Here is a 14,400-nt window from a genome sequence, read left to right on the forward strand (position 1 = left end):
TGGGCCGTTCGCGATCTACCGGCGGATCATGTTGTGATCCATCAGGTTTCGTCGTACTCGGCGGCGCCGAGCCGGTCCGCGCCCCAGCTGCGACGGATGTAGCCGGTCACCCGATCGAGTTCGGCGGGGGTCACCGAGGCCGATTCGCCGTGCTCGAGCGGGTCGAAGTGGAAGATGTACAGGCGCGCGGCGAACTGCTCGAACGGCAGCGACGCCTCACCGGGACGTTCGCCGTGCCCGGCCGTTCCGACGACTACGCCGTCACCCCAGTCCTGCCCGCTGTCGTTGTTGGGGTTGTAGAAGTAGACCCGCATCTGCTCCTGCGGATCGAGGCTGACACGCAGGATGGTGATCGCATGCCAGCCGACGAACCGGGCCGCGCTGTCGGTGACCGCGATACCGGCCGGCTGCGGGTGGATCAGCGGCTGGTTGCCGTTGTAGTACGGGTGATAGCTGGCGTAGAAGTGCCGCAGGAACTCGTCCAGATCGGTCAGCGCGCCGGTGGCCACGTCGACGTTGATGCGGAATCCGCGCCCGGACCACCAACCGTGGAACTCCGGATTGATCCAGCGGTGCGGATCGCCCTCCCGACCGATACAGCGCCGCCCCATCTCCGCGTAGATCCGGTCCAGATGCGGCACCACCAGCAGCGACACCGGGTCCAGGTCGAAGCCCAGCGTGGTCGCGACGCCCGGCGCCAGCTCCCGGGAGGAGAGGGGCTGCCCCTCGAAATGCATGACGATCTCGTCGTCGCGCGCCGCCCAGGCGACCGTCTGGAGCAGATAGTCCGGGTCGTTGTAGGCCCACATCGACAACGCGCGCGCCGACTGGCAGGTGGGATTGTCGCCCTGCCCGACGCCCAGCGGCAGACCCAGGATGGACAGCACGCCCGAGAGCAACCAGGCCGCCGGGTCGGGGGAGGGGCCGAATACCTGCGTCAACCGGTCGCGGGAACCCGCGGACAACTCGAGGCCGAGCTGCCGCCACATCGCGGGGGCGACCGGCGGCTGATACAGGATGCCGCGTTCGAGCAGCGAGGCCAGGCCGTAGACGCACTGGGCGGTCTCGGGATGGACTGCGCGATCGATCAAGGTGCGCACCAGTTCGTGGTAGCACAGCAGGCAGTCGCGCCCGGTGCTGGACAACCCCATCGCTTCGCCGAGCAGGTATTCGCCCTTGCCGAGTAGTTGGCGCAGCAGCGTCGCGTGATAGGGCGAGACCAGGCCGGTGTCGTGCATGGAGCGCGCGAATCCCGTTGCCTCGGACTGCAATGCGCTGTCGTCCATCGCCTCGAGCCGGGCGCGATAGACCTCGATGCCGGGATCCTCCCGGCACGCGTCGGTGGTGCCGTAGAGGCTGCTGATCAGCCGGTCCGCGCCGAGGGCACCCGCGCCCAGGTCGATATCGGGATTGGCCCGCGCGACGGCGATCTGCGTGATCATCCGCTTCACCGAATCGACCTGGATGGGCCGCTGGCGCAGGATGCGCCAGATCTCGTCGATCAGATTCTCCAGCACCTTCTCGTACCCGATCTCCCGGACCAGGTGGTGCAGCAGTTCGCGCGAGGCCAGCGCCATCCGGCCCTGCTGTTCGCGTTCGGCCTCCGAGGGAGGGCTGAACAGCAGGGACAGATTGGTCGCCAGCACCTGCGACAGATGGTGGTGGGCGTATTCGGCGGAGACCGAGGCGTGTGCGTACTCGCCCCTCGCCACGGCCAACAGGCGCAGATCGCTGACCGCCTCGAGGACCACGGTGTCCGGGTTGGGGCTGCGCAGCGAACCGGAACTCAGCGCCGGAATCAGGATCTCCGGACTCGCCCAGTCCGTGCCGAGGAACAGCCCTGCCCCTTCGAGTCCGGCCGCGCGCGCCCGGACCGCCGCGCAGCCGCCTGGTAACGGAAGCACCCGGCGCAGAATGCCGAGCACGCGGGTGAGCTTGACCTGCTTACCGAAATCCGCTGCGGCAGCGAGAGATTCGATGGCATCGTCCAGCGCGGCCAGGCGTCGGTGCAACGCCGGGATGTCGCTGTCGGGTGGACTCAATCGCCGATCCTCACCGTGAGCTGTTGTGGTCGAACGGATTCAGATATAGAAGTCGAGTTCTTCCTGTCGTTTCAACAGATTTCGGAGAGTGTACGGATCCTCTCCGAAGAAGTACAGTACGCCCCAATGGTTTCCGAACGCGGTGCGCTTGGTCACCATTTCCTCCAGCGGTGGTGTCAGCTCGTGGGAATCGAAGTAGTCGTGTTCCTCGGTTTCCTCGGGCATGGCCAAGCGGCTCACCACGCGTCGCCGGGGATAAACACCGAAACAGCCCGCATGTCCCTTCGCGTCCACCACCTCCTTCGGGAAGAAGGCCTCGATCTCCTTGGTGGTGGTCTTCGGATCGAAGGCCAGCACCAGCGCGTGATAGGCGTTGAAGCCGTAGCATCGTTCGAGTAGTTCGAACACCTTGAAACCCGGTGGGCGATAGGCGACCTCGCCGAAATACATCTCGCCGTCGCTGGTCACGAAGTACTCCGGATGGACGAATCCGAAATCGATGTCGAACGTCTTGATCAACTTCTCGATCTGCCGGGTGATCTCCGGGCGGTACTGTTCCAGTTCCGGTGTCGCCGGGACGAATACCGAATAGCCGAGCGTGACGTATTCTGAAATATTCAGGAAGCAGATCTTACCGTTGTGGATCCATGCCTCGACCGCGAATTCCCAGCCGTCCAGATGGGATTCCATCAGGACCGGGAATTCCTCATCGGGTATCGAATCGATCTCATCCGGCGTGCGGATGACCCGGTGGCCGAGGCAGCCGGCCTTGTCGAAGGCCTTGAGGTGGATCGGATCGTTGGGATCGCCGTCGAGTTTGAGCAGGGTCTGGTTCACCCGCTTGAGAAAACGGATGACGTCGTCGCGTTCGTGCGCCTCCTCGAAGATGCCGACGCGGATACCGCCGAGTTGCGCGCGGCGTTTCATGAGGGATTTGTCGCGTAGCAACATGGCCTGCCCGAGCAGGCGCGGATTGTCCAGCAGGACCGAATTGATCGCCCCGGCCCATTCCACGGTCTCCTCGAAGATCGGAATGGCGACGTCGACGCCCCGGTCCCGCAGCGTCTCGGCGATCTCCATCGAGCGATCGTTGAGCCGCTCGAAATTCCAGGGGATATAAGGAATCTCGTGTTCGGTGCAGTATTCCTCCGCCCATTCCGGAGCCACCACCACATAGCGCCGATCGAAACGATCCACCGCTTCGACGGCGTTCAGACTCCAGCCCAGCAGGGCGATATAACCTTTGTCCGGGTTTCGGATCGTCGATTCCCGTGTTGTAGCTTCCGGTGTTGCAGTCGACAAGACCTGTCTCCTCTCGACCCTGGATCCGGCATCGATTCGGGGCCGTCATCGCGGATACGCTGTGCGATCGGTGTGCTACGCGCTATCCGTATCTCCAGCCGCCGACGACATGTCCCGAAGTCCTCCTCGACCCGGGTATGCGGCGGCTCTGTGGATCGAAACGGCTTCTGGGCGTTGGTGATTGGATCGGATCCCGTTCCGCCGTCATTGCCTGTGGGTACCCATGCGGGTGCCGGGTCAAACGGAAGCGGTGGCCGCGTGCCGCGTCGGAAGTGTGTGCGGCGGCCGTTCGATCATGCGAAATATGTTGCGGCAGTGACGGATCGGCGAACGATCGGGATCGGTGAATTCGGTGTCGAACGAGAACGGACCGGCGCCGCATCGAGCGGTGCCGGTCCGTCGGCGGGTGCCGGGGCGGGTCAGCCGACCGGGCCCTGGGCGAGTTGGGTTCGGGCGGACTGGGATTGGCCGAATCGGTCGGTGAACTTCAGGGTTACCGTGTCGCCGGGGTGGTGTTGGTCCATGGTGTCGGTGAGGGACAGGGCCGAGTCGACGGTGGTGTTGTCGACGGCGGTGATGACGTCGCCGGGGGACAGGCCGAGTTGTTCGGCGGGGCCGTCGGTGACGATATTGCGGACCAGCGCGCCGCCGTTGGTGGCATCGCTCACCGAGACGCCGAGGAAGGCGGACTTGCCGATGTGCACGGTGCTCGAACTCTTACCGCCCTGAATCTGCTTGGCGATGGTCAACGCCTTGTTGATCGGGATGGCGAAGCCCTGCCCGCCGCCCTGCGAACTCGCGTTGCCGAAACGGAAGCTCTGGGAGGCGGCGGTGTCCACGCCGATGACCTGTCCCGCGCTGTTGATCAGCGGACCGCCCGAATCGCCCGGTTGGATATTCGCCGCGACCTGAATGAGGCCGGTCAACTGCTCCGACGCCCCGGCCGACTCGTCGCTCGCGGTGATCGAGCGATCCAGTCCGGTGACCTGCCCGGCGGCCGCGGTCGGGGTACCGGTGCCACCGGCATTGCCCAGGCCGACGATGGCGTCGCCGATCGCCACCCGATCCGAATTGCCCAGCGTCGCGGTCTGCAGACCCGATGCGCCGGTCAACCGCACCACCGCGAGATCGTCGGAACGGTCGTAGCCGACCACCGTCGCGGGGTAGGTCCGGCTGTTGCCCAGCGCGGTGACCGTGATCTTGGTGGCGCCTTCCACGACGTGGTTGTTGGTCAGGATCTCGCCGTCGGAGGTGAGCACGATGCCGGTGCCCGCACCCTCGCCGTTCTGCAGGCCGAGTTCGGTGTCGACGTTGACGATTCCGGAGACGACCTTGTTCGCCGCCGCGGTCAGATCGGCGGTGCTGGTCTGCGAGTCGACCGGTTGCGAGACGATGCCCGGCGACTGCGCCAGCGGCGATCGGGCGCTCGTACCGGTGGTGGTCAGGCGGGCCGCGACCATGCCGATGGTCACCGCCAGGGCCAGTACGACCACGGTCACGACGGTGAAACCCAGCCCGTGCCGGGGTGGGCGCTGCTGCGGCGGGTGGTTGTAGGGCGGGTGGCCGCCCTGGGGTGCATGCGGTCCGTATGGTGCTCCGTACGGACCCGGCTGCCCGGGCCTGCTCCCCTGATTCGGATACACGGTCATCACGTCCTCTTGGTCAGGAACCTCTGGATCAATTAAGCGCGCGATTCCTGAGAGAGGGCTGGGGGTATGCCGTGGAACCGCCACGGTGAGCACCGCCATACCCGGATCGGTGTCGGCTGCGCGTGCGCATTTCTGACGAATCCGTGACGGACCGGGATTGGGGCTGCGCGGCCGGTCACGAGGGCCCCGAGCGGAAGTACGCTCACGATATGAGCTCTTCGGGCACGAGTGGGAACGCTCCGGGTACGGGCGCGACTGCCTCCGATGCCGATTCGCGTGGAGGTGCGGGCGTTTCGGGTGGCGCGTCGGCTTCGGGCTCCGGTGTGGCTGCGCCGGGTACCGGGACTACCGCTTCGCGCACCGGTGCTACGCCGCGTGGTGGTACCCGGCCCGGGGCCGACCCCGCCGAGGCCGGATCGGGATTGCGCACCGCCGCGGGCATTCTCACGGCGGGGTTCGCATTGGGGGCGGCCGAGTTGGTGGCCGCACTCGTCGGCTCGGGGAGTGCGCCGCTGACCGCGCTGGGTGGGACGGTGGTCGACCACACGCCCGACAATGTGCGTGAATGGGTGATCCGACTGGTCGGCACCAACGACAAACTGGTGCTGTTCATCTTGATGGTGGCGGTCGCGGTCATCGTGGCGGCGTTCGTCGGGCGGATCGAGCGTTCGCGTCGGCCGATCGGGTCGGTGTTGTTCGCCGTGTTCGGGCTGGTGGCCGCCGGTGTCGCGGTGAGCCGGCCGGGTTCGTCCTGGACGTGGGCGCTGCCCTCGGTGATCGGGGTCGGTCTGGCGATCATGGTGCTGCGCGGGCTGATTCGGCGGATCGAGGCTTACGAGTCCCGGGTCTTGGTCGAAAATGGCTCTGCCGAAACAGATTCCGGTTCGTCGGAATTCGATTCCTCTGACCGTAGTGGCGAGATCGATTCGGGGACAACGGTTTCTGGAACTGTTGTCGACGAGGTAGGTCCGGCTGGATCCGGTGCCGATGTTCGTGGCGCGAGGGGTAATGGCGGCGAGACTGCTTCCAGCACAACAGTTTCCGGATCGGGTGCCGAGATCGATCGGCGGGGATTGATCCGGACGCTCATCGGTGTCGGGGCGCTGGCCGTGGCCGCGGAGGTGGCGGGACGGTACCTCGGGTCCAAACTGCACAGCGTGTCGGCCGAGCGCGCCACGGTGCAGTTGCCGGTCGCGCCGTCACCGGAACCGCCGGTCGATCCCGCGGCCGACCTGCGCATTCCCGGCCTGACCCCGTATCTGACCTCCACCCGCGACTTCTACCGGATCGATACCGCGCTCACCGTTCCGCAGGTCAGCACCGAGACCTGGTCGCTGCGGGTACACGGCATGGTGGATCGCGAGATCCGGCTCGACTACGCCGCGTTGAAGGCGCGCCGACCGATCGAACGGACGGTGACACTGACCTGCGTATCGAATCCGGTCGGCGGGGATCTGATCGGCAACGCCCGCTGGCTCGGCTACTCCCTGGCCGAACTGCTCGCCGAGGCCGGACCCCATGCGGACGCCGATATGGTGCTGTCCCGCAGCGTCGACGGATTCACCGCGGGCAGTCCGCTGGCCGCCCTCACCGACGGCCGCGACGCCATGCTGGCCATCGGGATGAACGGCGAACCGCTGCCCATCGAACACGGCTATCCGGTGCGACTGGTCGTGCCCGGACTGTACGGCTACGTCTCGGCCACCAAATGGGTGACCGATATCGAGATCACGAGATTCGATCGCGCCCAGGCGTATTGGACCGAGCGCGGCTGGTCCGAGCGCGGCCCGATCAAGACCGGCACCCGCATCGACACCCCGAGTGACGGTGCGTCGGTGGGCGGGCAGCGGGTCGCCATCGCGGGCGTCGCGTGGGCCCAGCACCGCGGTATCAATGGTGTCGAGGTCCAGATCGACGACGGCCCTTGGCAGTCCGCGCGCCTGGCCGCCGAACCCAGCATCGACACCTGGCGACAGTGGGTCTACGACTGGACCCCGACCTCGGGCACCCACACCGTGCGCGCCCGCGCCACCGACGGCACCGGTCAGGTCCAGACCGCCCAGCTGGCGGACGTGGTCCCGGACGGTGCCACCGGTTATCCGGTGGTCACCGTCCGGGTGGGCTGATCCGGCGGGCCGAGATCCCCCGCTGATCGGGCTCAGTTCCGGTCCGACGATCCGTTGTAGCTGATGGCGTCGCTGAATTCGGCGTGCGCGGCCTCGGGTTCGTAACCGAGATTCACATTGTGGGTGAGGTTCGCGCCGTTGATCCACACCCGGCTGCTGACCTCCGGATACCCGCGCGCCACCACGGTGTAGTCGCCGTCGGGCAGATCCGGGATGCGGTAGTTGCCCTCGGCGTCGGTGAACACCGAGCCCACCACCCGGCCGGCCGAGTCCAGGACCGAGACCTGCGCGTCGGCGACCACGTCCGAAGCCGACCAGGCCCGGCCGACGAGTGCCGCCGTCGAGCTCAGTTCGATGTCGTAGTGCAGCATGCCCGACTCCGGAACGGTCAGGGTCACCGCGTGCGGCTGCCGACCCTGCGCCACTGCGACCAGGGTGTAGACCCCAGCGACGGTGCCCTGGCAGGTATAGACGCCGTCGTCGCCGGTCACCCCGGCAGTCACGACGTCGCCGCGCGGATCGGTCAGGGTGATCGTGACGCCGGCCAGCGGCTGTCCGTCACCGGTGGTGACCACGCCCGACAACTCGCCGTTCCCGGTCAGCGTCAGCTCCCACGGCGTGGTGCGACCGTCGGCGAAGACGGTGGCCGCGGCGGGCTGATGCCCACTCGCCGAGGCGATCAGCACATACTGCCCGGCCGCCGGCGCCGCGATGCGGTAGTTGCCGTTGTCGCCACCCGTGGCCCGGGCGACCTGCTGACCACGCTGATCGATCAGGGTCAGCGCCGCGCCCGACACCGGACGCCCGTCCTCCCGGTGCACGCGCACCGAAAGTGGTTGTCCGCCAACGGCGGACGCGAACCGAGCGGTATCCACCGCGTCGACCGGGGTGACCTCGGCCGCGTCGATGACGACCGGCGCGTCGTCGGTCGTCGGCACCGCGGTCGTTCGGGTGACGGCTGCGGGTGCGGCACCGGCCGGGGCGTGCTTGGACCTGACGAACAGCGCCGAGGCGACGACGCCGACGAGCAGGATCCCGGCCGGAAGATACATCGACTGACTCAGCGCGGTGCTGAACGGATGCACGATGAACTCCGGGAGCTTCGTCGCGCCCGAGCCCTCGGAGAACTTGCCGTCACCGAGATGCTGCGCGGCCATCCGGTTGGAGACCAGGGCGGCGATCACCGCACTACCCAGCACCGATCCGATCTGCCGGGTCGTGTTGTACACACCCGCACCCGCACCGGCCAGTTCCATCGGCAGGTCGTGCGTCGCGGTCGAGGCCAGCGGAGCCCAGATGCAGGAGTTCGACAGACCCGCCACGCCGCCGATCACGATGAACGCCACGATCGAGCTGTCCGGCTTCATCAACGTCGCGAAACCGAAGATCGACGCCGCGAACAGCGCGAAACCGATGGTCGGGATGATCCGCGGCGGCATCCGGTCGGAGATCTTGCCGATCAGCGGCGCGCTGATGCCGGTGACGATCGCCATCGGCGCGAAGACCAGCGCCGCCCGGGTCGGCGAATACTCCCGCACCGCTTCGAGATAGAAGTAGGCGGGCACCATCAGCGCGGTGATCGCCGCGCCCATCGCCGCGATCGCCACGCTCGACAACGCGAAGTTCCGGTCGCGGAACAGGCTCATCGGCACCAGCGGCTCACCCTTGTTGAGCGCCTGATTGATCACGAACAGCACCAGGATCACCGCACCGGCGATGATCATCGTCCAGATCCAGGCGTCCCAGTTGCGGGTGTTGCCCTCCTGAATTCCGAAGACCAGCAGGAAGATTCCGACACCGGACAGCACCACGCCGACCAGATCGAACTTGTGCTCGTGCCGCGGCAGCGAGGGCACCAGCCACATCGCCAGGGCGAAGGCCACGACGCCGATCGGGACGTTGATGTAGAAGATCCAGTTCCAGCTCAGCTGGTCGACCAGGACGCCGCCCAGGATCGGGCCGACCAGGGTGGCCAGGCCCGCCACGCCGCCCCACAGACCCATCGCCGCGCCGCGCTTGTCCGGCGGGAAGGTGCGGGTGATCACGGCCATGGTCTGCGGCGTCATCAGCGCCGCGCCCAGGCCCTGCACCGCGCGGGCCGCGATCAGCATGCTGATGTTGCCGGACAGGCCGCACCACAGCGAGGCGAGGGTGAAGACCACCAGGCCGATCAGGTAGATGTTCTTGGGGCCGAAGCGATCTCCGAGCCGCCCGGTCACCAGCAGTGGTACCGCGTAGGTCAGCAGGTACGCGCTGGTGACCCAGACGACCTTGGTGATGTCGGTGTTCAGGTCGCTCATGATGGTCGGATTGGCCACCGCGACGATGGTCATATCCAGCAGAATCATGAAGAAGCCCACGACCAGCGCGTACAGCGCCAGCCATGGATTGCGTCCGGTGGTGGTACTCATAAGTCCTCTTCAGCAGATGTCGATCGTGGTGGAACGACCGGTGTGACGTCGGGTGAATCGCGCGCGTCGCGGCGGATGCGCCTCATTGGTCGGCAGGGAGTACACCGCCCTTCCGCAACTGGGCGAGCACGTCGTCGGTGACGCTGGACCCCCAGTCGGGACCCGGATCCTCGGTAGCTGTTCGTTCGCCGTCGGAGGTGAACTGCTCCCATTCGAGCGTGCCGTCCTGTAGTTCCGCGATGATGCGGCGCAGCCAGGTGAGTTCGGCGGTGGTCTGTCCGTGGATGTACTCGATCACCATCCAGTAGCGGCGTGGCACCCGATTGGTGGGGAGCCACTTCATCAGGGCGTCGAGTTCGGCGATGTCGTTGTGCAGCCAGCCGATGCGTTCGGTGATCAGTTCGATCACCTCTGCGGCGGGCAGGTTGTGCGCCTCGGAGACGGCCAGCGGGAAGATCGGATATTCGCGGATGGGCCGGCGGATGATGTCGGTGATCCGGGTGCGGAGGGCGGTTCTACCGGCGGGAGTGATCCGGTAGGTGGTGCGCTCGGGTCGGTTGCCGGCTCGGTCGGTGCCCTCGGCGCGCACCAGCTGCTGCTCGGCCAGCCGGGTGATCGTGTGGTACAGCGAGCCCGGACGGACCTTGACCAGGAAGTCCTCCCGGCGCTGCACGAGCAGCTGGTACATCTCGTACGGATGCATCGGCCGCTCCTCGAGCAGCGAGAGCACCGCGAGCGCCAGCGGCGTCAACGTGGCACCCGGCTGCTTGGTCATCGTGATCACTCCTTGTCGTCGATCAGGACTCTATTCGAGACCCCTGACATCTCCCGCCTCAAATATTCCACTCCGAATATACGATGCGGGAGAGGTGCGGACAAGGGCGAATGATCGCCGTCACATCGGCCGGTCGCCGCCGCCCGGCCCGGTCGTGGTCGGGCGTCCGGTGCCACGAGAACGCCGGACCGGAGCCGCTCGCTGGGAGCGATTCCGGTCCGGCGTCGTCGTGGACCGTATTCGGTTGTGTCCTAGAACATTTCGATCATGCGGTCGGGGCGAACGCCTCGGCCACGATCTCCGCCTGCTCGACCGCGTGCACCTTCGACGAACCCGAGGACGGGGCCGACATCGCACGACGCGAGATCCGGCGCAGCTTGGTGAACCGCTCCGGCAGGATCTCCGGCAGGTTCAGCCCGAAGAACGGCCAGGCACCCTGGTTGGCGGGCTCCTCCTGCACCCACGCGATATCGGTCGCGTTCGGGTACGCCGAGAGCTTGTCGTTGAGCCGGTAGGACGGGATCGGGTAGAGCTGCTCGATGCGCACGATGGCGACATCCTCGCGGCCCTTCTTGTTCTTCTCCGCGACCAGCTCGTGGTACAGCTTGCCGCTGGTCAGCAGGATGCGCTTGACCTTGGTGCGATCGCCGTCGCCGGTCTCGTAGGTGGGCTCCTCGAGCACCGAACGGAACTTGTTGTCGGTGAAGTCCTCCACGTTGGAGACCACGGCCTTGTTGCGCAGCATCGACTTCGGGGTGAAGACGATCAGCGGGCGGCGGATGCCGTCCAGCGCGTGCCGGCGCAGCAGGTGGAAGTAGTTCGACGGGGTCGAGGGGACCGCGACCGTCATCGAACCCTCGGCGCACAGCTGCAGGAAGCGCTCGATACGACCGGAGGTGTGGTCCGGACCCTGGCCCTCGTGACCGTGCGGCAGCAGCAGCACGACCTCCGAGAGCTGGCCCCACTTGGCCTCACCGGAGGAGATGAACTCGTCGATGATCGACTGCGCGCCGTTGACGAAGTCACCGAACTGCGCCTCCCACAACACCAGTGCGTCCGGGTTGCCCAGCGAGTAGCCGTACTCGAAGCCGACCGCGGCGTACTCCGAGAGCGCGGAATCGTGCACCGCGAACCAGCCCGGGTTGGCGCTGCCGATGTTGTGCAGCGGGGTGTACTCCGCGCCGGTCTTGCGGTCGATGACCACCGAGTGCCGCTGGGTGAACGTGCCGCGTCGGGAGTCCTGACCGGTCAGGCGCACCGCGCGACCCTCGTCGATCAGCGTGCCGAAGGCCAGCAACTCGGCGAACGCCCAGTCGACCTTGCCCTCGTACGCCATCTCCCGGCGACGCTCCAGCACCGGCTTCACGCGCGGGTGCACGTTGAAGCCCTCGGGCACGTTCAGGAACGCGTCGCCGATGCGTTGCAGCACGGTCTTGTCCACGGCCGTGACGACGGTGCCCGGGACCTGCTCCTCCTCGACCGATTCGCTCGGCTCCGGCGGATACTTCTCCAGTTCGCGCACCTCGTTGAAGACCCGCTCGAGCTGGCCCTGGAAGTCGCGCAGCGCGTCCTCGGCCTCCTTCATCGAGATGTCGCCACGACCGATCAGCGCCTCGGTGTAGGACTTGCGGACGCTGCGCTTGGTGTCGATGACGTCGTACATGTACGGCTGGGTCATCGACGGGTCGTCGCCCTCGTTGTGGCCGCGACGGCGGTAGCAGATCAGGTCGATGACCACGTCCTTGCGGAACTTCTCGCGGAAGTCGGTGGCCAGGCGGGCGACCCAGGTGCACGCCTCGGGGTCGTCGCCGTTGACGTGGAAGATCGGCGCGCCGATCGACTTGGCGATATCGGTCGAGTACTCGGTCGAGCGGCTGTTCTCCGGCGCGGTGGTGAAACCGATCTGGTTGTTCACCACGATGTGCACCGTGCCGCCGACGCGGTAACCGCGCAGGCCGGACATGTTCAGCGTCTCCGCGACCACGCCCTGACCGGCGAAGGCGGCGTCACCGTGCAGCATCAGCGGCACGACCGAGAAGGTGCGCGCCTCCTCGCCCTTGGTGACCAGGTCCTCCTTGGTGAGCAGGTCCTGCTTGGCGCGGACCAGGCCCTCGAGCACCGGGTCGACGGCCTCGAGGTGCGACGGGTTGGCCGTCAGCGAGACCTCGATGTCGTTGTCGCCGAACATCTGGATGTAGGTGCCGTGCGCGCCGAGGTGGTACTTCACATCGCCCGAGCCATGGGTGGCGGCCGGGTTCATGTTGCCCTCGAACTCGGTGAAGATCTGCGAGTACGGCTTGCCGACGATATTGGCCAGCACGTTCAACCGGCCGCGGTGCGGCATGCCGATGACGACCTCGTCCAGACCGTGCTCGGCGCACTGGTCGATGACCGCGTCCATCATCGGGATGGTGGACTCCGCGCCCTCGAGCGAGAACCGCTTCTGGCCGACGTACTTGGTCTGCAGGAAGGTCTCGAACGCCTCGGCCGCGTTCAGCCGGGACAGGATGTACTTCTGCTGCGCGACGGTCGGCTTCTCGTGCTTCTGCTCGACCCGCTGCTGAATCCATTGCAGCTGTTCGGTTTCCAGGATGTGGGTGTACTCCACGCCGACGTGGCGGCAGTACGCGTCACGCAGCACCGAGAGCACGTCGCGCAGCTTCATCCGGTCCTGGCCGTGGAAGCCCGCGACGTTGAATTCGCGGTCCAGGTCCCACAGGGTCAGCCCGTGCTGGGTGACATCGAGGTCGGAGTGGCTGCGGAACTTGTCCTTGACCAGCCGCAGCGGGTCGGTGTCGGCCATCAGGTGACCGCGGTTGCGGTAGGCGGCGATGAGCTCCTGCACGCGCACGCTCTTGTCGACGCCGCGCTCGGTGATGTCCTTGCGCCAGCGGACCGGCTCGTAGGGCACGCCCATGCCGTGGAAGATCTCGTCGAAGAACTCGTCGGAGATCAGCAGGTTGTGCACGGTGCGCAGGAAGTCGCCGGACTCCGCGCCCTGGATGATGCGGTGATCGTAGGTGGAGGTCAGGGTCATCAGCTTGCCGATGCCCATCTCGGCCAGCTGCTGATCGCTCATGCCCTGGAACTCGGCGGGGTACTCCATCGCGCCCGCGCCGACGATGGTGCCCTGGCCGGGCATCAGGCGCGGCACCGAGTGCACGGTGCCGATGGTGCCGGGGTTGGTCAGCGAGATGGTGACGCCGGAGAAGTCGTCGGCGCCGAGCTTTCCGTCGCGGGCGCGGCGCACGATGTCCTCGTACGCGTTGTGGAACTGCGCGAAATTCATCGTCTCGCAGTTCTTGATGGCCGCGACGACGAGGGTGCGCGCGCCGTTCTTCCCGGGTAGGTCGATGGCCAGGCCCAGGTTGGTGTGCGCGGGGGTGATCGCGTTCGGCTTGCCGTCGACCTCGGCGAAGTGCCGGTTCATGTTCGGGAAGGCCTTGACCCCCTGCACGATCGCGTAACCCAACAGGTGGGTGAAGGAGATCTTGCCACCGCGGGTGCGGGCCAGGTGGTTGTTGATGACCAGGCGGTTGTCGACCATCAGCTTGGCCGGGATGGCGCGCACGCTGGTCGCGGTCGGGATGGTCAGCGAGGCCGACATGTTCTTGACGATCGCGGCGGCGGGACCGCGCAGCACCTGCGATGCCTCGGCCGACTCGGCGGGCTTGGGGGTACCCGCGGTCGCGGCGTTGGAGGCCGGGGCCGGAGTGGTCTGCGGGGTGCGGGCCTGCGGCGGCGCGGCGGCGGCGGAGGCCGGAGCGGCGACCTTGGGCGCGACCGGGTTCGGCGCGGTGGTGGGTGCGGCGGCCGGGGCCGGCGCGACCTGGGGGGCCGGGTTCGCGGCGGGCGCGGGGACGGGGGCCGCGGCGGTGGTCGCGGTGGCGGCGGCAGTCGGCGCGGCAGCGTTACCGGCACCGTTGTCGGACGGACTCTCCGGCGTGTAGTCAGCGAGGAACTCGTGCCAGCTCTCATCGACCGACGACGGATCTTGCTTGTACTTCTGGTACATCTCGTCGACGAGCCACTGGTTCTGTCCGAACTGGGATGTTGAGCTGCTCACAGCAGGTGTTCGCCTCATTTCGTTCTTCG

General features: G+C 66.9%; 7 protein-coding genes and 1 pseudogene. 1 reads left to right on the plus strand and 7 read right to left on the minus strand.

The annotated features are described in order from the left end of the window. Positions 1-41: 41 nt before the first annotated feature. The 3 genes from NRB20_RS14850 to NRB20_RS14860 form a co-directional block, all read right to left on the minus strand. Positions 42-2,042, minus strand: a complete 2,001-nt coding sequence (locus tag NRB20_RS14850) for a hypothetical protein (protein ID WP_153410652.1) — start codon at positions 2,040-2,042, stop codon at positions 42-44. 39 nt (positions 2,043-2,081) lie between these two features. Next, positions 2,082-3,122 carry an ATP-grasp domain-containing protein gene (locus tag NRB20_RS14855; protein WP_227833549.1) on the minus strand — a complete coding sequence of 347 codons (1,041 nt, stop codon included), beginning with the start codon at positions 3,120-3,122 and terminating at the stop codon, positions 2,082-2,084. A gap of 641 nt (positions 3,123-3,763) precedes the next feature. Further along, positions 3,764-4,993, minus strand: coding sequence for a trypsin-like peptidase domain-containing protein (locus NRB20_RS14860; RefSeq protein WP_227833494.1), 1,230 nt, complete (start codon positions 4,991-4,993; stop codon positions 3,764-3,766). A gap of 209 nt (positions 4,994-5,202) precedes the next feature. On the opposite strand from NRB20_RS14860, the gene NRB20_RS14865 reads away from it, so the two are divergent. Further along, a complete protein-coding gene (locus tag NRB20_RS14865) occupies positions 5,203-7,119 on the plus strand; it encodes a molybdopterin-dependent oxidoreductase (protein ID WP_153410654.1) in 1,917 nt (638 codons plus the stop codon). Positions 7,120-7,151: 32 nt separating this feature from the next. Here NRB20_RS14865 and NRB20_RS38115 read toward each other — a convergent pair whose 3' ends face one another. From NRB20_RS38115 to NRB20_RS14880, 4 genes and pseudogenes are all read right to left on the minus strand, one after another. Beyond that, positions 7,152-8,057 carry an MSCRAMM family protein gene (locus NRB20_RS38115; protein WP_319944963.1) on the minus strand — a complete coding sequence of 302 codons (906 nt, stop codon included), beginning with the start codon at positions 8,055-8,057 and terminating at the stop codon, positions 7,152-7,154. Beyond that, positions 8,055-9,530, minus strand: a pseudogene (locus NRB20_RS38120) (DHA2 family efflux MFS transporter permease subunit); the annotation flags it as partial. The gene NRB20_RS38115 and the pseudogene NRB20_RS38120, both read right to left, overlap by 3 nt. Positions 9,531-9,612: 82 nt before the next feature. Further along, positions 9,613-10,305, minus strand: a complete 693-nt coding sequence (locus NRB20_RS14875; RefSeq protein WP_153410656.1) for a PadR family transcriptional regulator — start codon at positions 10,303-10,305, stop codon at positions 9,613-9,615. Between the two features lie 265 nt (positions 10,306-10,570). Further along, the gene (locus NRB20_RS14880) at positions 10,571-14,389 is read right to left on the minus strand and encodes a multifunctional oxoglutarate decarboxylase/oxoglutarate dehydrogenase thiamine pyrophosphate-binding subunit/dihydrolipoyllysine-residue succinyltransferase subunit (RefSeq protein WP_153410657.1); all 3,819 of its coding nucleotides are present in this window, start codon (positions 14,387-14,389) and stop codon (positions 10,571-10,573) included. Between the last annotated feature and the right edge of the window lie 11 nt (positions 14,390-14,400).

Source organism: Nocardia macrotermitis (assembly GCF_009604405.1).
Lineage (GTDB): Bacteria > Actinomycetota > Actinomycetes > Mycobacteriales > Mycobacteriaceae > Nocardia > Nocardia macrotermitis.